This is a genomic window from Salinimicrobium sediminilitoris, from assembly GCF_020866905.1.
Classification (GTDB): Bacteria; Bacteroidota; Bacteroidia; order Flavobacteriales; family Flavobacteriaceae; genus Salinimicrobium; species Salinimicrobium sediminilitoris.
The window spans coordinates 537068-558707 of record NZ_JAIVCC010000005.1; the positions used below are offsets into that span (position 1 = coordinate 537068).

Annotated in this window: 23 protein-coding genes and 1 pseudogene; 5 read left to right on the forward strand and 19 right to left on the reverse strand. The window is 39.8% G+C overall.

What is annotated here, in order from left to right; genetic code table 11:
- Positions 1 to 17 precede the first annotated feature (17 nt).
- Positions 18 to 491: a CBS domain-containing protein gene (locus tag LA313_RS07550; protein WP_228914068.1), complete on the reverse strand. Its 474-nt coding sequence runs from the start codon at positions 489 to 491 to the stop codon at positions 18 to 20.
- A gap of 130 nt (positions 492 to 621) precedes the next feature.
- Between LA313_RS07550 and LA313_RS07555 the strand changes: the two genes are divergently transcribed.
- The 4 genes from LA313_RS07555 to LA313_RS07570 all read left to right on the forward strand — a co-directional run bounded on the left by LA313_RS07555 (position 622) and on the right by LA313_RS07570 (position 5856).
- Positions 622 to 2934: a M20/M25/M40 family metallo-hydrolase gene (locus LA313_RS07555; protein ID WP_228914069.1), complete on the forward strand. Its 2313-nt coding sequence runs from the start codon at positions 622 to 624 to the stop codon at positions 2932 to 2934.
- A gap of 83 nt (positions 2935 to 3017) precedes the next feature.
- On the forward strand, positions 3018 to 3866 hold the full coding sequence (locus tag LA313_RS07560) for an NAD(P)H-binding protein (protein ID WP_255702484.1): 849 nt from the start codon (positions 3018 to 3020) through the stop codon (positions 3864 to 3866).
- Positions 3867 to 4216: 350 nt separating this feature from the next.
- Positions 4217 to 4573, forward strand: coding sequence for a DUF1508 domain-containing protein (locus LA313_RS07565; protein WP_228914071.1), 357 nt, complete (start codon positions 4217 to 4219; stop codon positions 4571 to 4573).
- Between the two features lie 134 nt (positions 4574 to 4707).
- A complete protein-coding gene (locus LA313_RS07570; RefSeq protein ID WP_228914072.1) occupies positions 4708 to 5856 on the forward strand; it encodes an erythromycin esterase family protein in 1149 nt (382 codons plus the stop codon).
- Positions 5857 to 5858: 2 nt separating this feature from the next.
- Here LA313_RS07570 and LA313_RS07575 read toward each other — a convergent pair whose 3' ends face one another.
- From LA313_RS07575 to LA313_RS07625, 11 genes are all read right to left on the reverse strand, one after another.
- Entirely contained in the window at positions 5859 to 6509 is a 651-nt protein-coding gene (locus LA313_RS07575; protein WP_228914073.1) for a hypothetical protein, read from the reverse strand.
- A complete protein-coding gene (locus LA313_RS07580) occupies positions 6497 to 6745 on the reverse strand; it encodes a carboxypeptidase-like regulatory domain-containing protein (RefSeq protein ID WP_228914074.1) in 249 nt (82 codons plus the stop codon). The genes LA313_RS07575 and LA313_RS07580 overlap by 13 nt, the downstream gene beginning before the upstream one ends.
- 5 nt (positions 6746 to 6750) lie before the next feature.
- Positions 6751 to 6894, reverse strand: coding sequence for a hypothetical protein (locus LA313_RS07585; RefSeq protein ID WP_228914075.1), 144 nt, complete (start codon positions 6892 to 6894; stop codon positions 6751 to 6753).
- Positions 6895 to 6931: 37 nt separating this feature from the next.
- Positions 6932 to 7984: a hypothetical protein gene (locus LA313_RS07590; RefSeq protein ID WP_228914076.1), complete on the reverse strand. Its 1053-nt coding sequence runs from the start codon at positions 7982 to 7984 to the stop codon at positions 6932 to 6934.
- Positions 7985 to 8203: 219 nt separating this feature from the next.
- Positions 8204 to 8668 (reverse strand): hypothetical protein, encoded by a 465-nt coding sequence (locus LA313_RS07595; protein WP_228914077.1) that lies wholly within the window; start codon positions 8666 to 8668, stop codon positions 8204 to 8206.
- Positions 8669 to 8723: 55 nt separating this feature from the next.
- Positions 8724 to 9245: a DUF423 domain-containing protein gene (locus tag LA313_RS07600; protein WP_228914078.1), complete on the reverse strand. Its 522-nt coding sequence runs from the start codon at positions 9243 to 9245 to the stop codon at positions 8724 to 8726.
- Between the two features lie 79 nt (positions 9246 to 9324).
- On the reverse strand, positions 9325 to 9906 hold the full coding sequence (locus LA313_RS07605; protein WP_228914079.1) for a DUF4870 domain-containing protein: 582 nt from the start codon (positions 9904 to 9906) through the stop codon (positions 9325 to 9327).
- A 108-nt stretch (positions 9907 to 10014) separates the two neighbouring features.
- Entirely contained in the window at positions 10015 to 10473 is a 459-nt protein-coding gene (locus tag LA313_RS07610) for a hypothetical protein (RefSeq protein WP_228914080.1), read from the reverse strand.
- Between the two features lie 28 nt (positions 10474 to 10501).
- Positions 10502 to 11065: a hypothetical protein gene (locus tag LA313_RS07615; protein ID WP_228914081.1), complete on the reverse strand. Its 564-nt coding sequence runs from the start codon at positions 11063 to 11065 to the stop codon at positions 10502 to 10504.
- A 329-nt stretch (positions 11066 to 11394) separates the two neighbouring features.
- Positions 11395 to 11868, reverse strand: coding sequence for a hypothetical protein (locus tag LA313_RS07620; protein WP_228914082.1), 474 nt, complete (start codon positions 11866 to 11868; stop codon positions 11395 to 11397).
- 152 nt (positions 11869 to 12020) lie between these two features.
- Complete coding sequence (locus LA313_RS07625; protein WP_228914083.1) at positions 12021 to 12797, reverse strand: sulfite exporter TauE/SafE family protein; 777 nt, start codon at positions 12795 to 12797, stop codon at positions 12021 to 12023.
- Positions 12798 to 13015: 218 nt separating this feature from the next.
- Between LA313_RS07625 and LA313_RS07630 the strand changes: the two genes are divergently transcribed.
- Entirely contained in the window at positions 13016 to 13927 is a 912-nt protein-coding gene (locus tag LA313_RS07630) for a DMT family transporter (protein ID WP_228914084.1), read from the forward strand.
- Here LA313_RS07630 and LA313_RS07635 read toward each other — a convergent pair.
- The 7 genes and pseudogenes from LA313_RS07635 to LA313_RS07660 form a co-directional block, all read right to left on the reverse strand.
- A complete protein-coding gene (locus LA313_RS07635) occupies positions 13924 to 14745 on the reverse strand; it encodes a sulfurtransferase (protein ID WP_228914085.1) in 822 nt (273 codons plus the stop codon). The two genes, LA313_RS07630 and LA313_RS07635, sit on opposite strands and share 4 nt — an antisense overlap.
- A gap of 159 nt (positions 14746 to 14904) precedes the next feature.
- The gene (locus LA313_RS07640) at positions 14905 to 15771 is read right to left on the reverse strand and encodes an RluA family pseudouridine synthase (protein ID WP_228914086.1); all 867 of its coding nucleotides are present in this window, start codon (positions 15769 to 15771) and stop codon (positions 14905 to 14907) included.
- Positions 15772 to 15975: 204 nt separating this feature from the next.
- Positions 15976 to 17199, reverse strand: coding sequence for an MFS transporter (locus tag LA313_RS07645; protein ID WP_408641370.1), 1224 nt, complete (start codon positions 17197 to 17199; stop codon positions 15976 to 15978).
- 130 nt (positions 17200 to 17329) lie between these two features.
- A pseudogene (locus LA313_RS16445) lies at positions 17330 to 17482 on the reverse strand (N-acetylmuramoyl-L-alanine amidase family protein); the annotation flags it as partial.
- A gap of 82 nt (positions 17483 to 17564) precedes the next feature.
- Positions 17565 to 19604 carry a hypothetical protein gene (locus tag LA313_RS07650; RefSeq protein ID WP_228914088.1) on the reverse strand — a complete coding sequence of 680 codons (2040 nt, stop codon included), beginning with the start codon at positions 19602 to 19604 and terminating at the stop codon, positions 17565 to 17567.
- On the reverse strand, positions 19591 to 20070 hold the full coding sequence (locus tag LA313_RS07655; RefSeq protein ID WP_228914089.1) for a hypothetical protein: 480 nt from the start codon (positions 20068 to 20070) through the stop codon (positions 19591 to 19593). Before LA313_RS07655 ends, LA313_RS07650 begins: the two co-directional genes overlap by 14 nt.
- On the reverse strand, positions 20071 to 21000 hold the full coding sequence (locus LA313_RS07660) for a hypothetical protein (protein ID WP_228914090.1): 930 nt from the start codon (positions 20998 to 21000) through the stop codon (positions 20071 to 20073).
- Positions 21001 to 21640 lie beyond the last annotated feature (640 nt).

Sequence of the window (21640 nt, forward strand, 5' to 3'; positions counted from 1 at the left end):
CTTCAGTAAAAAATATTTTAAATACCAGGGTTCCAGCTCTGCCCTTTAAGATTTAAGGCTGCCCGCAATACATCACTCTGGCTTAACTGGCCCACGAGTTCCCCATTCTTAACTATGGGAAACCGCCTGAACCTGTTTTCAATGAATATTTTTGCAGCGTCCAGCACGTTCATATCGGCGTCTATCGTCATCGCGTTACAGGTCATGCGTTTTTCCACAAGATTATTATCCATTGGCATGTTGTAATAGCGACTGTCGGAGATATGTTTCATACAATCCCCTTCAGAAATTACACCCAGCAGCTTGTTATCTTCATCTACCACGCAACCCCCGGAAATTTTATGTTTCAAAAAGAGTTCCATGACTTCAAAAACAGTTTGATCTTTCCTAAAGGTCACAAGGTCTGTAGACATATAATCTGAAACGCAAACAGAAGCACTTGCAGCCTTTTCGGGCTCGGCCCTTCTACCCTGAAAACTTTTAATACCCATAGCACAAGTGTTTGATAATTAGTTCTTAAAATATAAAATTTATATAATAACCTGAAGTGTGTTGGCAATAATTTAAGATTTTTGGGAGTAAGTCTTTAGTTGTTGAAGTGCTTTTAGATATATTTGAATTATGTCGAAACAAATTCAAGCAGGAATTGCCTTATTAATAATTATTTCCGGGGTTATTTGGAGCTTCTCCGGTACCAGGCCACAGGTGGATCTGAGCAAAGAAGTGCCGGCCGGTCAATTTTCTACTGCACGGGCTTTTGAGCATGTGGAGGCTTTGGCACAGGAGCCGCATTATGTGGGCAGTGCTGCCCATTCCAAAGCGCGCAATTACATCGTGGATGAACTTGAACAGCTGGGTCTGCTAATAGAAATGCAGGAAGGCTTTTCCCTCAACAGGGAAGGCACCCTTGTACGGGCGCAAAATATCCTGGCGCGAATTCAAGGTACGGGAGACGGTCCTGCGCTGCTTCTTATGTCCCATTATGACAGCGCAATGCATTCTTCGCCGGGGGCAAGTGATGCTGCCAGTGGCGTTGCCACCATTCTTGAAGGGATTCGTGCCTACCGGACTTCGGGAAAAGTGCCTGAAAATGATATCATACTGCTCTTTACCGATGCCGAAGAGTTAGGTCTTAATGGCGCCGACCTATTTACAGAAGAACATCCCTGGGCTAAAGAAGTGGGGCTGGCCCTCAACTTTGAGTCTCGTGGCAGCGGGGGAAATTCTTTTATGCTGCTTGAGACCAATAGCGGGAACCAGGCGTTGATCAACCATTTTTCAGAAGCCGGGGTGCAATTCCCGGTCACCAATTCCCTCGCTTACAGCGTGTATAAAATGTTGCCCAATGATACAGATCTCACGGTGTTGCGGGAACAGGGGAATATTAACGGCTTCAACTTTGCTTTTATTGACGATCATTTTGATTATCACACGGCAACAGATGTTCCCGGGAACCTGGATCTGCGAACCCTGGCTCACCAGGGGAGTTACCTTATGCCTTTACTGAATTATTCGGCGTCGGTCCCTTTAGATAATTTTTCTTCGGAAGAAGATGTACTCTTTTTTAATCTTCCCGGATTCAATTTTATTAAATATCCCTATAGCTGGATCATGCCCATGGTCATCCTGTCCTTTACATTGCTGCTTGGAGTGATCATTTATGGTTTGCTGAAGCGGAGGCTGGAAATAAAATCAATGGTGAAAGGATTTTTGCCTTTGCTTTTGTCGCTGTTCCTGGTAGGTATTCTAGGTTACTTTTTATGGGAATTAGTTCTTTGGTTTTACCCGCAGTACAAAGAAATGGAACACGGCTTTACCTATAACGGCTACTGGTATATTGGAGCAGTGATTTTTCTTGCTCTCGCTGTATGTTTTTATGTCTATCACAAGTTTAGAAAACCACAAAATTCCCGTCAGTTATTGGTAGCACCTCTCATTTTGTGGTGGGTGATAAGTGTGCTGGCCGCAGTTTATTTAAAGGGTGCTGCATATTTTATTATTCCGGTGTTGTTTGGAATAATCCAGCTGTTGATAATGATTTTTGATCCAAAATGGAAGTTGCCCATATTGGCATTTTTGAGTCTGCCTGTCATTTTTATTCTCATGCCTTTTATAGTCTCTTTTCCGGTGGCACTGGGTCTTGGGATGCTGGTGCTTACGGCGGTCCTGGTGAATTTATTGTTCGTACTGCTGTGGCCGGTTTTTGGAGCCTTCAGGAATAATCAGTTATTTGGGTTTCTGAGTTTTCTTGTATTTATGGTGCTCTTTGTGATCGCGCATTTTAAATCAGATTTTAATGAAGATCGTCCCCGCCCCAACAGTCTGGTGTACCTGGCCGATAAAGATAAAGGCGTTGCTACCTGGAATACCTATGAAGAAATACTGGATGACTATACTGCGCCATATTTTGAAAATGCTTTAGAGGCACAGCTAAAGCACTGGTTTGGCAGCAAGAATGGCAGTAACTTCAGTAAAACGGCGGTGGCGCCACAAATCATGCTTCCGGAACCTTATGTTTCGGTTCAAAAAGCTGTTATTGAACCCGAAGGCGAGGATGTATATAACATTAAGATTGCGCCCAACCGCGATATTAACAGGATTGAACTTTTTGCCGACAAAGGAATTGATTTTAATTATTTTAAAGCCAATGCAAAAGAAGCGGGAGATTTGCGACCCGGCAGCAGTGACCTTCATGTGCATAAAAATCGCTGGTGGGATAATATCCTGACTTATTATGCGGTGAGTAAAGACACCCTAAGGCTGGAGCTGAGTGTGGAAGAGGGAATCCATCCCGAGATCACTCTTTTGGAAGCCTCATACGACCTGCATGAGAATCCGCAGTTACAGGTGCCTGCGCGGGCAGATGATATGATCCCAAGGCCGTTTGTGCTGAATGATGCAATTGTTGTAAAACGAACCTTTAAATTGGAGTAAATTTGAAGTAGAACCAAGAACCAGGAACCAAGAGCCTAGAGCCAAGAATCAAGATAGCTAAACCCGATATTGGAATTTGGTGCTTGGAATTTGGAATTTCATTTAAATCCTTAAATATTATACCTTTCAAAAACATATCGATTCTTGGAATCGGCTGGCTGGGACTACCGCTGGCTAAAATGCTTCTTGCTGAAGGTCTTTCGGTGAAAGGCTCCACCACCTCTGCAGATAAACTGCCTCTTTTGAGTAATGCCGGAATAGCCGGATTTCAACTGAAGGTTGCTGCGGAAGGAATTGTAGGAGATATAGAAGCTTTTCTGGCTTTGACCGATGTCCTGGTGATAGATTTCCCGCCGGGACTCCGCAAAGATCCGAAATCTGATTATTCGGGGGCTATTGCAAAGCTGGGACGGGCAATAGAAACTTCAGGGGTCAAAAAGGTCATTTTTATCTCCTCGATTTCAGTTTATGAGGAAACAGAAAACTTTACCATATATACCGAAGATCATAAACCTAACGCAACTTCGGCTTCGGGCAGGGAGATCATTTCCGCAGAAAAAACATTGTCCCAAAATCCCATTTTTGACACCACAGTGATTCGCTTTGGCGGACTTATTGGCGCGGGAAGGCACCCGGTGAAATATCTCGCCGGCAGAAGCGGACTCGCAAATCCACTGGGGCCTGTGAACCTTATTCATTTGAAGGACTGCCTGCAGGTGATAAAAAAGGTACTCGAAAATGACATTTTTGGAGAGGAATACAACGCTGTTTTTCCGCTAAATCCACCACGTGAAAAGTACTACAGCGAAAAAGCTTGTGAAGCCGGACTGGAAATTCCGGAATTTGATCATTCTAAATCTTCGGTCGGAAAAATAATTTCAGCATCTAAAGTGATGCGGGAGCTGGGGATAGAATTTAGGGCAGGAATATGATCAATTCAGCAACAATTAACAATTATCATTGATCCCCTGCAGGCTCAGGCCAAGGCCTGAAGTGATTTTGTTCGAATAAATAATTCCTGCCTGCTATCGGCACGGATTACAAATCCGCGCCATCTGTTTGATCCAACTTTTCCAAAGTTTTAATAATGAGACATGGCTTTTCATTCTGAAGTATGCTATTTTAATCTATGGAACCTTGGAAAAGTTTTAACCGGTTTGGAATTTGGATATTGGTGCTTGGAACATTTCGTTTCCCCTCTTAATAACTTTTGAAACTTTATGAGTTGCTTCCCCCTTCTGTTTTTTTAGATTTGAAGTTTTCAATAACCAGAGGATAGACTATGAGTGCATTCGTGATAAGTAAAAGAGATAATGGAAATTACAAGTTCACTTTTGCCTCCCGGAAGGGGAAAACCATCTTCACCAGCATTGCCTGTAAGCAGAAATCGGATTGCGAGAAGATCATAGAAACTATTCGGGAGGACACCGAATCTTTTACTTTTAGAAAAGCCAGGACAGGTTCGGGAAAATACTTCTTCAGGATCACCCGGGGCGGATTCGTTCTCGCCACCAGCCGCAAATTCTCTACAGAACTTATGCTTCAGAAAGGGATCGACCAGTTCCTAAAATATGGAACTGATGCCGAAACCCTGGACTTTTCCATTAGCGATAATGTTTTTGCCGAGGTGGAGGAATGATCATTAACAATTTCCAACTAACAATTTTGTTGGCCATTAATGGTTTTTCTGAAAGAGGTCTGGTTTAACTTCAAAATCCCGGTAAGGAAGAAAATTTTAAAATTTATCTCATATTTACAATCTTAAATATTGAAATGAAGAAACTATTTTTTCTTTTAGTGGTGCTATTTCCATCTATTTTATCAGCTCAAATAGAAGATCATGTTTATGAATTATCGGACTCTTCTAATATCCTTTCTGAAAGTGTAAAGACAATTATTTCGAAGAATATCGACAACAAGCAGTTTGTGTTCTTAGGAGAATCTTTTCACAGATCTGGAGCAGATCTAAGAAAGAAAACAGACTTCGTTAAATACCTTGTGAAGGAAAAGGGTTTTGAAAATATCATCTTTGAATCAGATTTTTATGCGCTTTATAATGAACATCAGCAGTCCCATCTCTATGGTATCTGGTCTCAGGCTGAACAATGTCAGGAACTCTTTAAGTTTTTTGACGAGTATAGTGTTACCATTTGGGGTGTAGATAATAAATTTCATTCTCCTTATTCTAAAAAAACCTTTCCGGGCGACCTGGAGAAGTTTCTAAAAAGTGAAGGAATAGATTTCAGCAGTAGGTATATATCCATTGTGCGCCAGATCCTGGAATCTGAATTCAAGGCTAATGATCTCATTGCTCCTGAGGATCTGCTTTACTTTGATAATGAAACTGAAAAGATTCTCATTCATCCAAATGTTCACAAGAACAGGTTTTGGCTGCAGGCTATCAAAAATTTAAGAAGTTGCTCCATTGTCTACAGGTCAAAGGATGTAAAATTGTCAATTGCTGAAAGAGACCGGCAGATGGCTGAAAATCTCAGCTTTTTCGCAAATAAATATCCCGGGAAAAAATTTATAGTCTGGGCGGCTAATGCACATATTGCAAGGACAGATAGTGAATACATGGGAGAGAAAACTATGGGAGTTGAATTTTTAAAGGCCAATCCCGATAATTCATACCACATCGCATTCGCTTCAGTAAAAATGCCTTACCGGAAGATTAAGAAAATTCAGAGAAAGAGAAAATCCCGGAAGAATCTCTTACACTACCTGCCCGATATTGATCAGGACTATTTTATGGACGCCAAAGAAATTAGAAGTAAATTTCCGGAGTTAGCGGGTTCACCTTATTATGCCAAATTATGGAGTGCCAGGAAAAAGCATTTAAAAACGGAGTGGCTCCGGCATTTTGACGCAATTGTTTTTATAGAAGATGGAGAGCTGGCTCAATATCTCCCTTTAAAATAATATTAATTGCTCAGGACCACATTCAGGGCAAGATCTTTCATCGGGAATGAGATAATTCGCTTAAGGTCTTTCGGGAATTTCCAGCTTCCGCCGTAATACCACCAGAGCAAATCCCCGTCGCCTCCTTTCACCATTCCCAGCTGCGGTTGGTATATGTATTTAATGGATTTCCCCTCTTCATAATTTCTGTTCATGTGCCTGTATTCCTCCTGATAGATCCTTCCCAAGAGTATAAAGAAACCATTTTCCGGCACCTGCACTTTTTCTTTGGTCAGGTCTATAGTGGTCTCTTTCCGGCCCTTTTCGGTTTCAATAATAAAATTCTTAGACAAGTACTTTTCGGAAGGCCGTCCGTCGGGATCTGCAGCAATGATCTTGATGGAAAGCGGCACGGGATCGTTCAGGGTGTTATCTGTCACCACTGAAATTTCTTTTATAAATGGAGTTTTTTCATATCTGGACTTGTGTTCAAAAAACCGGGCAGCGGAGTATTGCAGATTTTTTCCCGCGTAAAGGAATTCCAGGATCTGCCCGCGGCGCTTATAGGAGGTTATATCCTTTTCAAGTTCCTGTTTCCTAGGTATGATTACCACTTCGCTGAGTTCTTCTGTGCTTTCTTTCAAGTAGATGGTCAAATGCTCTATTCCTGCCAATACCTCCTTTGATTCAACCTCATATAGGAGATCATCAAAGTGTCTCCTTCTTTTGCCTTGTCGATGGAGAATTCGCCATTGTGGTCACTGGTACTGCCCAAAGCTTTGTTTTTGATCCATACGTTTACGTACTGGATTGGCCTTTTCTCAATGCTATCCACGATGGTGCCGGTTACCTGAGAGAAGATCAATTGTGAGGATAGAGTTAGTAAGACTGCAACAAATAGATTTTTCATAATTTCTAAGGCATAAAATTATCTTCTTTCTTGAAAGATTTCCAAAAGGATTCGTCGTATGGAATCCCGTCCAGCAACGTATTTTTCTTCCAGTTATCCCGGTTTAGGATTTCAATATCATCTGCAGTATAATAGGTATTAGGTATCAATGGTCTTCTTGAAATTTTGATAAAATTCCCTCCGGCATCAGGGATTCATGCCAGGAGAAGAATTTGGGACCACTGGTTTGGAGCTGTTCCTTTCCCTTGCAGCTTTGATTGACACCCGGTCTTTAATGGCTATGAGGAAGGGCGCAGTCCAGAAAACAATCCAGATTAAGGTTAGCTCCGGAAGAAAATTAAATATATAATTCGCCGAAAATACCACAACAGATACCATACTTAGTAGCAAGGAATCTTTTATTCGTACCTGCTCCAGGGAAAATCTACCTATATGGAGTTTGTTCATTCTGGCTATTCTTGTTAGATGGTCCTTATCAAAAAAGCTGTTTTTGGAGGGTACGTACACAGCGACCATTCGAAGGTTCTGGATGATATAGACAAGAGATATTCCCAATAAAAAGTGCTGTAGAATATTAATGAAGTAATCTATGGAATAAATACCGGTAAAGTATTGGAAATGGTAGACCCTGTAGATGTAGACAAGGGAAAAGATGCTCATTACAATAGAACTCCAAACGCTTAGGATGAGTCTTGTTCTTTTGGTTAATCTGTGGGAAGAAAATGCGTTATAAAAAGAAAAAACAATGAATACTATTCCTATCCCAAGAGCAGAAATCATAAAGTAATTGGATCCAATAAAAAAACCGGTCTGGAGGACCAGGTAAATTACAGCAATGGACTGGAGTAACGTGACTCCTTCGGTGATTCTGGGGGTTGCTTTCTTTTCGTAAAATATTGCTGAAATAAAAGCAAATATGACGATGAAAATATAGGGCCAATTCCTAATCTTTTCGGCGGCATTAAACGAGTCGAGATTGATAATAAATACTAGAAAGGAGGACAGAATAAAGGCAAACATTAGTTTAATAACAAAGAATGTCCAATGATCACTGAGTCTCTTATTTTCTGTGATCAGGCCGCAAATGAGAGGAATGGTAAGGAAAGGTAAAACATAAAAGTCTGCCTGAAATATGAGGAATACAAGATAGCCCAGCGAAACCAGGCAAAATGCAACGCAAATTATGACTGCCCCATTAATATCCTTTATTGTAAAATTTCCTAATTTTATTTCTTTCATAGAACCTGATTATAAGGATTTAAAACTTCTTTCACTTGAACCTATCATCATCTACCGATCTTAATTGGTTTGACTGAGTTCTGTATTTGGATATAAGGTTAAGAAAATTTACTCTTGAATTTTTTCAACAGGAGGCTTTTCGAATAATCCCGCTTTAAAATGCTCCCAGTCAGAAAAGATTGCACTTGCCAGAATGAAGGTGAAAAAAGCTACAATGGCTCACAACTTTATATTGGGTTCGTATATAATTCTAATTTGATGTTGGGTCACCTCTTTCCTTTCCTGCTCTTCAAAACTTTCTGATCTGTACTTATTGTTTTTGATAAATAAATGCGGCTGTCTTATGTAAGAAGCGAAAATGGTCGCCATAAGAACCAGAATCACGACCTCAGATGGTTTTCCTTTATACATATGGATCAGAACAATAAAGATCATATATAAAACCAGCATGGAAGTGCCTATCAAAATAGTTTTTCTGTACAAGAACAGCCCTGTCCCAACTAACAGGAAAGTACCGGCGATGATCATTACAACAGCACTTTCTACTATTTTTCCGGTTTGATATGGGTTGAGTAATTTGTCCAGAGCATTTGGAATATAGTAAAGGGTGATTACCAGTGAAGGTAACCAGGTCAATATGCTGCTAAGGGTTTTTTGTCTTCCTGCTGTTTTTTGTTCGGTCAATATTTGAGGTGTTAGATGTTATTGAAAGTTTTTTGACAAGGTTCTGTTTAAAATACTATACAGACTGCTGAGCCCGATCCTTTTCTGTCGGCCCTCGGCCTTCAGCAGGCGTAAATTCTAATATTCCGGAGATCAAAGTCTTATATTCCTGAACTTGCCTCTCAAACTCCTTTTTTATATGTAGTCCGATCAAGACCCCTGTTGCTAATAAAATTCCTCCTATTATCCACATATAAGTATTAGAACTGTACTCCAGGGCCACCCCGCCTAACAAGCCTAATCCCAAAATAAGATGGCCGTAAAGCAGTACTTTGGATAATGGGTGTAACCTGAAATCAATTTTTACATCGGTCTTGTTCTCAGGATCTGCCGGGAATAATTTTCCGTTTACAATAAGATTATTTTGAGTATTTATTTCAAATCCCAGGAGCATCCGTTTCCGGATCTTAAATTTTACCGGTTCCTTTTTATCAGAATTTACTTTAAAGACAAATCCTTTAGTTCCGCCAAGGGAGGATTCTAACCTTCTGCTGACCTCTTTAGGATCATTTTTTACTTGAAAATTCCATGCTTTCATATTATTATTTTAGGATTTTTTGTCCACCGGCAGAGAGGTTTAGTAATAGTTTTAACCAGTCTGTCGAGATTCCTTTCAACTATTTAAAGATCCGGAATGCCGGTACGAATCTGAATTTTTGTTCCTTGTAGATCCTTATGCTATTGATAAGAATTACTACAAAATTGTAGAAATATAGAATTATTAGCGGAATATAGAACAGTAGAATGCTTTTTGGACTTAGAGTGGTAAACCCGCTAAAAAAGCCGAAGAACATCAGGATAAAACAAGAGAAAAAAATAATGCACCAGGTGATCTCAAAGTTCATAATGGATTTACCGAGTTCATTCACCTTCTTTAATTTGTCTTTTTTAAGGATCCAGAAGATGAGGGGAACAATTACCCCCAGGATCGGAAAGAATAGAAATCCCATGGCAGACAAACACATTAGAGTGAGATATCCTTTATCTTCAGTTACCTGCCAGTCGATTATTTCATCGGGGGTGGTTGCCAGGGCCCGAGCTAATCTTTTTAAAGAATCTCCCCGGGGAACAGTCTCATTATTTTCAACCCGTTGAATTGTCCTTAAACTGAGGCCGGAATTTTCTGCAAGCAGTTCCTGCGTCAGGCCGTTTTGCTTTCTAAGTTCTTTTACTCTTTTAGATAATTTGAGATCTTTCATTTCTATGATTTTGTGTAGAGCAAAAGTATTCTGTGAACCAATCAAAGTGTTGCGTCTTTGCTACGACATTTTACCGTCATTAGTGTCAGATTAGTTAAAATAAAGGCTCTAGGGCTCTATCTGTACAATAACTTCTTTTGAGAGATTGCCGGTATGGGTACCAATAATGGTTTCATATTTTAGGATCTGTCCTGCCGAAAAAAGGTTTGAAGGGATCATGATGTCGATATCCTTCACATGCCTGGTAGCGCCATTGTCATGCTCATGAAATCCTCCCATGGGAACTTCCCTGGTGATCTCTATTCTTTCTCCCTCATGGATGGTCCTAAAGAACCTGGGCGAACTACCATCATTGGATTGAGTTCTGATCTGAAGGATCAGGGGTTTTTCGGGAGTAGTGAAGGACGCGTATACAGTGTCTTCCGTTACTTTCTGCTTATTATTGTGGCCATAGTCATCAAAAGTGGCATACTCTATCCAACTTTCACTATAATCAAGTTCATTACTACAGGATGCGGATAAAAGCGGCAATGAAAGAATGAGAATAATAAATGTGGATCTATTCATGGTTGTTCTTTTTACTTTTTAATATCAATTAAAACCTGTAGCCAATCCTCAAATGCAGATTAATAGCTAAGTCACTTTGATTTTCAAGGTAGCCCGCTTGCTTCGCAAAGGTATACTTGTAGCCCAGACCAATTCCGGTTTCGTAGTTGAAGTGGCTGCAAATGTGCCTCCTTATTCCCCATGTGGGAATTATTGAAATATCACTTATCACCCGGATATTTTCATAGTTAGAGATCACAAACCAATCGGGATGAAAGTTTGTCTGTAGGGATACAAAATTGCCTGAGTTCCCTTCTGTTCTTCTGGATTTTCTTTGTCTTTTATCGAGGTTGTAATACCATCTGGGCTCAAGACTTATCACCGGCGCCAGTAAAAATCCAACCTTGTCGTAATAGCTGCCGGCAAACAATCCGGTGTCAAAGCCGAGTTCACTTCTCAGCGCGATCTCCTCTGAAAGGGCAGCCTCATTATGAAACCAGAGGCCCAAAATTCCACTCTGGATACCGTAGGTGGAGTGCTCTACACTGGCATTTTGAGAATTAGCAAAAAAAGAAATAGCACAGAAGGTGAGGGACAGGAAAAATTTTTTCATCAATAAAATTGGTTGGTGCCCGGTATCTTATCTCCGCATCCATTTAAGACAGAGAAAAAAGGACAGATTTTAAAATGCAGGTCTTCAGGAGGTAGGGAAGGATAGAAGACCTGGTGACGAATATAGTTAAAAATTTTAACAGGCTTTTTAAAAAACCATAGAAGCCGTTTTTAAAAGAAAAGGCTTCAAAAATGACATTTTTGAAAGGTATTATTAAAGTAGCGCCTCGTAAAAACCGTAACTTTCTCCAGTCCTGCCTTACTGTTGAAGAAATTCCTGTCTCTTTGATTACTAAGGAAACCCGCCTCTACCGGTACCTTTATGTAGAATTATTTTTCGAAATAGGTCTCCACATAGTAAGAATAACTTTTCCCGTCTCGCTGCTTATAAAGAGTCATAGACTTGTAAGAGAAATGGGTGGCATTTAGTTCAAGAACTTCACCTTCGGGAAAGAAGTAAATGGGACCGCTACTTACAACGCCCGGCTCGATTCTAACATCAGTTTTAAAATTGTTTTCCTCCAGGAGCCAGGAACCGTAAAACTTATCTTCGTATTCCGGAGTTTCATAATAGGCAGAACCATCGACTTCCAAAGTAAGTACATTGTACGGCGGAGTATCATAGAAATCTTCCTCCACATCCTGCAGCTCCCCTTCATAAAAAGTATAAACCTTTGTGGCTGTTAGCGTCCAGGAGCCGGTTAACAGGTCCTTACTATTCCTCTTTTGATCATCGTCTTTTGAGCAGGAGGAGAGGACTAACAGGAAACTAAAAAATAGACTGATACTGATTTTCTTGATCAAAATGACTGACTTTGGTGGGTGGTTGTAAACTTGCCGGAAAAATATTCAATAAATATATTAATTAAGTCATTATTCGCACTACCTGATTTTCAGGTTTCACCTCCGGACTAGAAATATGGGTTTCCTCAAAAGCAGCGAAAACCCAGGCTTATTTACACAATCCCCGCTGCCAGCAGCACAGAGAACAGGAGCAGCATAATGCCTACGGCTCGGTGAAGGGTCCCGATTGTAATTTTCTTCAGGATCTTATTACCAACCGCAGCCCCAACAAAAGCCGACAAAGTAGCTGCAATGAGCAGGGAATAATCGATCTCCGATCTTATTTTCAGAATATCTGCAGCATAGACCGTGAGCCTGGAGATGTCGATAAAGACCGAAATCATAATTCCGGTGCCGATGAAAACTTCCTTGGTTAATCCTGCCCTAATTAAGAACGCGGTCCGCAAAGCGCCCTGGTGGCCTGAAAGTCCGCCGAAGAAGCCGCTCAGTACGCCACCCAGGGGAAGGTATTTGGGATCGAAATTCAGCTTCATCAGTTTTGGAACTATATCAAACAGTGCAAAAATGAACAACAGCAGGGCGATGATGAGTTTTAGCGGAGTGATGTAAAAGGTCTTTTCTGCCAGGGTATAGCTTGTTAATGCTTCGGTTTCAGAAAGTATGGTAAGCAGGTAAGCCCCTGCAAAGGCAGCGAGGATGGCCGGAACACCAAACTTTAGAACCACTTTTTTATCGGCTTTCCTGCCAATGAGACTGAGCTTGAAAAGATTGTTCAGGAAATGAACGATGGCCACCAGGGCTATAGAGATATCAAGCGGAAAGAACAATGCAAAAACCGGTAAAAGGATGGTGCCGAGCCCAAAGCCCGAAAAGAAGGTGAGTCCCGATGCCAGCAGGGCGAACAGGCAAATGACAATGTATTCCAGCATAAAATTTAGCTTGTTCTAATACTACCGCAATTTAAGGAGCAGATCTTCTGCTAATGTAACTGTAATATTATTTTTTGGATGAATTAAAAAAAATGCTTCAGCAGAAGAGGTTTGATACAGGTCACTTTATTTCCTGCCAATCCTTAACCGGGAAATTCCGTCTTTTTTGAGTAACAATTGTTGCAAATGTCTCAGCGGCAAGATGCTAACTTTATATTGTGAAAATCTCAGATGAATTAAAAGGTGTTTTACTGGCGTTTGTTTCTGTAATCGCTGTTTCAAACGTTTATATCTTTAGCAAGGCGGCCCTTATGGAGGTAAGTATGCCGCAGTTTGGGGTGTATTGGTTCAGCATTGGGCTGTCGTGGATATTTTTATATGGCTGTACCCAAAGAACCTACAGGTCAATAAAAGAATTTGCCAAAAGGAATTTAGGTATCCTGGCGGTGCTTGGGCTGATAGAAGTCGCGGGGACGTATTTCTTCTTTAAAGCCATTGATACCATTTCTAACCCGGCAGTCACCTCTTTTATCGGAAATATATCGCCGGTTTTCGTCATCACCCTCAGTTTTTTCCTGCTCAGGGAGCGGTTCAACCGGCAGGAATTCGTGGGGATGCTGTTTGCCATAGCCGGTGCCTTCATTATAAGCTATAAAGGAGATACGGCTTTTAGAGATATGTTTATCGATGGGACGCAATACGTGCTGTATTACGGTGCCTTTGCGGCTATAAGCGCAATCATTATAAAAAAGAACATCAGGAACATCAACCCGGTCATCCTAACGACCAACCGTAGTTTTTTTCTACTGGTATTTTCAGTTATGGCCCTGGTCTCTTCGGAAGAATCTTTAACCATACCCTTTAAGCCGCTGCTGAATATCTTCATCGGGGCTTCTTTGGGACCATTTCTAACGGTGATCGCCGGCTATCTCGCCCTGCAATACATTCCATTATCAAAAAAGGCAATTATTAGCAGTACGAAAGGATTGTTTGTCCTCTTTGGAGCCTATCTCTATTTTGGCCAGTTTCCCGATATGATCACTATAATTGGAGGTCTTATCACTATCCTGGGTTTACTGCTCATTGCCTTCGGAAAAAGAAAAATCCCAAAACCTAAAGAAGTTTCTTAGCTGTTCTCCTCCCGGCTACCCCATTCGGCCCAAGAGCCGTCATAAACCGATTTCTTTTGGTCAATTACAAGTTCCCCCGCCAAAAACAGGATACAGGCCGTGACTCCCGAGCCACAACTAAAGACCAGTTCCTTTGACGGGTCATTTACCTCCTTAAAAATGGATCTCAGCTCCTCTTTTTCTTTGAACTTTCCGTCCTTAAGCACTTCTTCGAAAGGAATATTGACAGAACCCGGTATATTCCCGCTTCTTACTCCTTCCCGGGGTTCGGGGACAGTGCCGTTAAATCTTTCACGGCTTCTGGCGTCAATGATCAGTGCCTCTTTTTTGGTGAGGTTCTGTTTTACAAAATCAATATCGGAAACCAGCTCCGGCTGAAAGTGCGCAGTAAAATTGCCTCTCTTTTTTGCAGTATCATGTTCTGTTTGGGTTGGGAATCCTGCCTTTACCCATGCTGAAAGTCCGCCATCAAGAACAGCGATCTTCTCATGTCCCATTACCCTGAACATCCACCATACCCGCGGACTCGTGTAAATACCGAGGTTGTCATATACCACGATCTCACTGGAATTGTCAAGGCCAAGTTTTCTACAGTTTTCCTGAAACTGTTCGGGTGACGGAAGCGTGTGGGGGAGACCGGAAGTGAGATCGCTAAAATCCTCTTCTATATCAAAATACCTCGCGTTTTGAATGACCGTGTTTTGGAATTCAGGTTTGAGGCCCGACATGTTGGACTGCGGGCTGCAATCCAGGATGATGAGATTGGGATTGTCTAATTTTCGGTGCAATTGTGCAGCGCTTAAAACAGGACTTTTCATACAAAATTTTTTAAGATTTAGGATAAGTTGCGGGAGTAGTGACGCAGACTTGTAGCCTCAGGAATTTTCTTATCCTGTTTCTAAAATTACAATTTTTTGACAATACCCATTGTTCGGGTGGGCCATCATTTCTACACTTTTTCAGGTTCGTTTTTGTCCTTATTTTAGCTGCGGAAATATTTTTCTGAACTTTTTAGGCAGTCCGTCCTGTATGTGAAGTTTTTTCCCGGAAAATGGATGCGTGAATTTAAGGCTGCCGGCGTGCAGGTACAGGCCTTTGCCTTTTAAGATGAGGTCCTCCAACCCATATTCCTTATCTCCTAAAATAGGATTTCCCAGACCTGCCAGATGTTTGCGCAACTGGTGCCGCCTTCCGGTTTGTGGGCGTAACTCCACCAGGTTGAGACTGCCGAATCTTTCTGAAGCAACCGATTCCAGTACTTTATATTCTGTATGCGATGTTTTGCCATCCACATCTGCGGTGATGCTGCCCTGAGATTCGATTTCACCAATGCACACGGCATAATAGATCTTTTCCACCTCTTTGTCTTCAAAAAGCTTGTTCAGGGCCCGAATCGCGGCACGGGTTTTCCCCGCCAGTAAGATGCCGGTAGTGGCGAGGTCCAGCCTGTGAACAGGTTGGGGAGTGGTAGCATCGGGCAATTCGCTGCGCTTCAGGTTTTGGGGCAGGGCATTGGCAAGGGTCTTAAAACTGTTACCGCTTACCACAATACCTGCAGGTTTATGCACCAGCGCCAGGTGTTCGTCTTCAAATAAAATCCGCAGCGGAAAAATGAGCTTTTTCCCGGTTGCTGTTTCCCCGGGAAGACTTAGTGTAATGGTCTCCCCGCCGGTGATAAAAGTAGCTGTACTTGCAATTTCCCCATTGACCGTGATATATTCCTTTTTTAAAGCCTTTTTTAATCCTGACTTAGTGGGAATGGTACTAAAGATCCCAACCCCGTATTCCTGCAGCCGCATGGGCGTGATTTCTGAAGGGACATGATGGGTCTGAATAGTTTGCACGGTTAGAGGGTCAAAACGCTGAATAAAATTAAGACATTGGCCAGAGCTTTCCTATTTTTCCGGCATAAGGAGGAATTTCATGTCATTCAGGAGAAAAGGCTAAAGTGATCCTGAAATAAATTCAGAATCATGATATATTAGCTTTTAAGACAGCCCAAAAATGCCATTTTTGAAAGGTAATCCGGGCTTCGGCATCAGGAAATTTTAAGCTTCTATAACCGGAGCATTACTTTCCTTTTTTACCAGGAACATTACGTACATGAGCAGGCCACAGGCAACCAGGGAAAGCAGGATCATCACATTCCAGGTGAGGGTATAACCAAATTTGTCGATCAATTGCATGCCCGAATTATGACCAAAAATATGCCCTATGGAGAAGGCTATGCTATACATGGCCATATAAGAACCCTGTTTTCCGCCTTCGGCTCTTTTGAGGGCAAAGCTGTTGGAAAAAGGAAATGCGATCATTTCCCCAAGGGTCAAAAAGATCATCCCCACCAGCAGGATCCCCACCCATCCCGTTAGGTTGATAAGGAGGAAACTTATGGAGACCAGGATGGTTCCCGTAATGACATGAAATAAGCTGGAGCGCACTTTCCCTTCCAGGTACTTTATGAGCGGCATTTCAAACAGAAAGATGAGGAAGCCGTTTAATCCCAGCAGCAGGCCTATGTGAGATTCACTTAAGAAATGTACCCGCGCATAATATAAAGGCATGGTCGAAAAATACTGAAGGAAAACAAACCCGAATAAGATCATGGCGGCTATAAAGACCAGGTAAGCTTTGTCTTTCATCATGGACTTCGGGATGCTTATGATCTCCTTTGGGTTTTCCACAGCTTTCTTTGGGTGGAGCAGTTTTAGCAGAAGAAAGCCAGCCATGATACAGGTGATTCCGTCTACCCAGAAGAGTCCGCTGTACCCGGCAGTCGCAATGATCAATCCGCCCACGGCAGGCCCTGCGGAAAATCCCAGGTTGATCGCGAGCCTTATGAGGGTTATGGACCGTGTCCTGTTTTGGGGTTTGCTGTAGGCGTTGATAGCGACAAAAACTGCGGGACGAAAAGTGTCGGCTACAAGCATCACGATAAAGATCCCGGCGCAAATCCCCCAGAAAGTAGAGGGGAACTGCAGAAAGATAAAAAGCACCCCCGAAATGAGCAGGCTTAAAGCCATGGTTTTGTAATGGCCAATCCTGTCCACCAGTTTCCCGCCCAGCCAGGAGCCGGCAACAGAACCCAGGCCAAAGAAGGTAAGGATCCAGCCGACTTCCTCAAGGGAAAAGCCCCTGTTTTTTGTCAAATACAGCGACAGGAATGGAATCACCATGGTGCCCGCCCTGTTGATAAAGGTGATGAAGGCCAAAAGCCAAACCTCCCGCCTCAGGTCGCTAAAGGACCCAACATAAGCCCTAAATAATCGCTGCAACATAGCTTACAAATAAAGCGTTGAAATTAAATTAAAAATGGATTGGTTGGGAGGAGGGCAGGAAGAATTTCTACAAAAACAAAAGCCCCTTCGAAAGAAGAGGCTTTGAAAATGTCTTTTTTGAAGAATATTATTGACGTAGTGCCTGAAGAATAATTCCCGCTACTTTCTCCTGTCCCGCCTCACTGCTAAGGAGATCCCTGTCGCTTTGATTGGTTAGGAAAACAATCACTACAAGGACAGCCGGGCAATTAGTGTTTTTAAGGACAGCGAAATTAGCCTTTTTGACTCTTGTATGGGCAAATTAATTTGAAAAGCTCCTGCTGATCTTTACTTTCGGATGAGCCGATATAGTTGCTCGTGGCTTAGTTTAAAATCGGTTTTATCAGTTTATCATCTATGAAATTCAGATGGAATTCAATTTCTGAGGTAGCTTTTTTAAAGGTTTCATCAGAGTTTTCGAAAGAAGCGAATAATAAAGTCTGGGCCTCTTTATAACTAGATAATTCTTTAAGAAATTTACCAAAATCATCTATTGACATATCTTGCTGCTTAGGTTCATCGAACATTAAAAGATTAGGATGATTTCCTCCTTTCTCAGATGACGTTTTGTATAGGCTACAAGTATATGCCCAAATACTTCTTACAAAATCACTAGCGGATGAATCGAACCTAATATTATAATATAAATCTCCATCAGGTTTTTTAGCAAGTGGAAGATAATTATCTTCTGAAATAGCAATATCACTAATTGCTTTACTACTATAGTTGAATTTTTGTAATAGCTGTTTAAAGTTACTTGTAAGAGATTCTAGTTTTGAAATATCATTTGTTGATAGAGTATTTCCTTTCAATTCACTTTGATCTTCTAGAAGCTTTTTCCAATGATTTGAAAGAATTATTAATTCATCTTTTAAATCAGCAAACTCCTCTAAGAATTTAGAATAAAATTCTACTTTTTTCTTCAAATTCAGTTTGTATTCAATGTCAACAATTGATGGTAGCCGATCATCGGAAATTAATTCTTTTTTTAAGTCTCGGATATCACTTCGGATATCATTTTGGGATTTTCGTAGATTTAAAAGGCCAACCTCCTTTTTTGAAATTTTTGATTCTAAACCTTCGATATTGACTACTAACATTCTAATCTGAGCATCTAAAAAATCGATATTATCTTCAATGCGCATTGGAACTTGCTTCACACTAAGAGGGAGAAGAGAATCATTAATCTCTTGATTACAAGTAGGACAATGATTTTCTGAAACTTTTAAATTTATCTCTGCTCCTAACTTTTGAACTTTGAGAGCTCCTTTATTTTTTCTCAAGTCATCTTTTAAGTTCTCTAATTGATAATTAAAATTTGTCCACTGCTGTTTGTTAAATGTCAGTTCACTAGAAATCATCTCAATATCAAAGCTCATTTGATTTAAAAGATCTTCCTTTTCTTGAATAATTTTCTCATCAGTTGAAATCTTATCTTTAACATTAAGATTTTCTTTTTTATTTAGATCTTCTAATTCTTGAATTAATAAATCTAGAAAGTCCGAAATCGAATATTCATTTTCTTCTCTTGATAACAGGATATTAATTTCATTATAATTATTGATAATCATTGGATTATATGTTACTCCAATGAGTTTGCCACCACCTTTCTCTGCAAATCCTTCTAACCTTTTAGCGAGACTAAGCCAATCATTCTCAAGAATTCTTTTGTTTATATTCAATTCCTGTTTTTTCATTTTGTTTCCATACACATCCATATCTAATATGAACTCTACCACTCTTGCTTCCTTGTTATTTAAACCGTAAATAGGCATTGTTGCGAAAAAATCAGACCATCCAGATTTTTGTTCAATAATAAAACTTGATGCAATTTGTTGGATATATATTTTACCTAAATCGCCTTTGTTGGTTAAAACCTTAGGAACGTTCCAGTTAAGAAACTCTTCAAGAAAGAGGTGGAAGCCGTAATATTCATTAGAAGCTCCGCCACTATCATGAATAAACATTGGGCGACTTTTTAAAGATTCCTCTTCTAATAGGCTCCCTTCATAAACATCAATTAACTGTGATTTTCGATTTGGGTTTTGTACGAATCTTCTAATAGTTATGATCTCGTTGTGAGAATTTTCAATTTCTAGTAAAACATTTGATTGCAGGACATTTTGGAAATTATCTTTTGGATATTCAACTTGATCCTTCAATACAGACTGCATTGTTTTTTCGAATTTTCCTCCAATTAGTTCTTCAAAACCAAGTGCATAAACGATTGCTTGAAATAAACTACTTTTTCCGCTCGTATTATTTCCTCTTATAATATTTAAGCCAAGATCAAATTCGTGAAAGGCCCCAAAAACACCATTGGTTGTATTAACTTCAATCTTAATATTATTAATTTTGAGCATTTTGATTTTTCCATTTTTTGTAGATAGAATCGATGCGACTATCTGTTATTTTTCTTTTCCCCAAGTAGTTTAGAAATTCAATTTCCTTTTCCAAGAAACCATTGTTTTTTATTATTTTTTGAAAAAGGGTCTCACCTTTATCTGATAATTCATACTTGCCGTGAATGATTTTACAAATTTGTTCATGTACTGCATAGTTTAAAGCTCTATTTAAGCTAGGCTCGATGCCCCAAGTTTTAGAGCTTTCTGTGTAATTACTATTAATAAACTTTTTTATCGATTCTTGATTTTCCGAGCTTTTAAGAGCCCAATAAATTAAATGAAGCTTTAGTAAGCTAGATTTAGAGCTTTGGCAGGATAGTTTTAAGATTAGTGCGATTAATCCAATAGTATATGATGGCCTATATTCAGGTGGTATTGAAATGGGCTTTTTCGAGAACGTAATCTTTTTCGCGTATAATTCCATTTACTCAAAATTTATCGGACATCTAAAAATCCAGTCAGCTAATGCCCAATTGGTTAATTTTAGGATCATTTGAGGAGCTAAATTGCTGAATGAGTTATGTAATTGATCTTTTAATATACCTCTAAATTCTTGATAAAGCTCACTCGGCTCTTTACTACTTGAAATACATCTCTCTTCAATTTCGGATTCAATTACGCTTGTTATATTTAAAAATGTCTCGTAATCAATTGGGTAATCTTCCTTCCATTTAAATAAGATATTATTCCCGTCTAAATAATCCGATACATTTATATCAACAAGTTTGTCTAACTTTTCTTCAAATTTCGATGATTTTTGATTTAAGCGATAACCATTTTTTGTCTGTGCTTTTTCAATTAATGAAATTGCCGAATCTTTCCATTTGAATTTCTCAACGGTCTCAATCTCATTTCCCGGTGATATATCGATTTTTATTTTAGCATTTTCAATAGCGGTATTTAAGTACGGATGTAGAAAATCTATATTTTCAAATAAAACTTCAAAATTATTATTATCAATAATTGACAAGTTCCAGCTTTTTACTTCTTCTTTTTTTAAAGTGCAATGTTGTACAATTTCATTTTTCGCATAAGTTGGTGTGACGAAATACCACTTATTTATTTTAGTTTCACCTAAAATTTTTTTTAACTGTTTCTCATAGGTTTTAAGTTTTTTCAAATCCTTGGTTATTTTATCTCGATGATTTTCATACAATAAGTGACTATTATAATGTTCGTCGGGACAATAACATTGAAATGCTTTTCCAGTGCGGGTAAAACCTTCAATACCAAAGTCTCCTGGAGTTGCCTTTATTTCCTGATATGCTTCTTCTCTAAAATTATTTTTGAAACATAATTGACAAACTCTTTCCCATTTGTTACCATCAAAGGTTCCATATTCTGTTCTTATCATTAATGTAAAATTGTTAATGCATTGGTTACAATGGCGTATGCACAATACTTACTTTCTCTTTATTCTACAGTCGCAGAAAAATACAAGTTTTGATCTGCAACAGCGGTAGGGGGAGGAGGAGCAGATTCTTCCTGCTAATATAATGTTAATTTCTTACAAGCTTTACGGGAAACCATATAAAGGTCCCAAAAACGGCTTATAATAAGTCATTCTTAAAAAGCTTAAAGCTATTAGCAGGTATAAGTATATTGTGGGGTTAAGTAACAAAATCTATCTATTATGGAAATCGCGATCTTTTACTTCTATATTTTCAGGAACTAAGTGATCAACAATTACCATTGATTTATTAGAGAACTGCTTATGTTTAAATTGAAGGACCAGTTCATTTTCCGAAAGTGCTTTGATCTTGAAAAATTTGTAGTTTTCATCAATGTTAAGCAGTTCGGGGATATCTTCACTTTCTAACTTAATATAACTGCGGTTATCCTGGGATACTACTTTCCATGAAGCATTTAAAGATCTGCCGCAATTTTTCGAAAAGTGTTACAATTTTATAAATAGTTGTCATTTAATGCAATTAAATGGGTCTCATTTATTCACAGCGAGAGCGGACGGACTTTAAGCTTCTTGATTTTTCCTT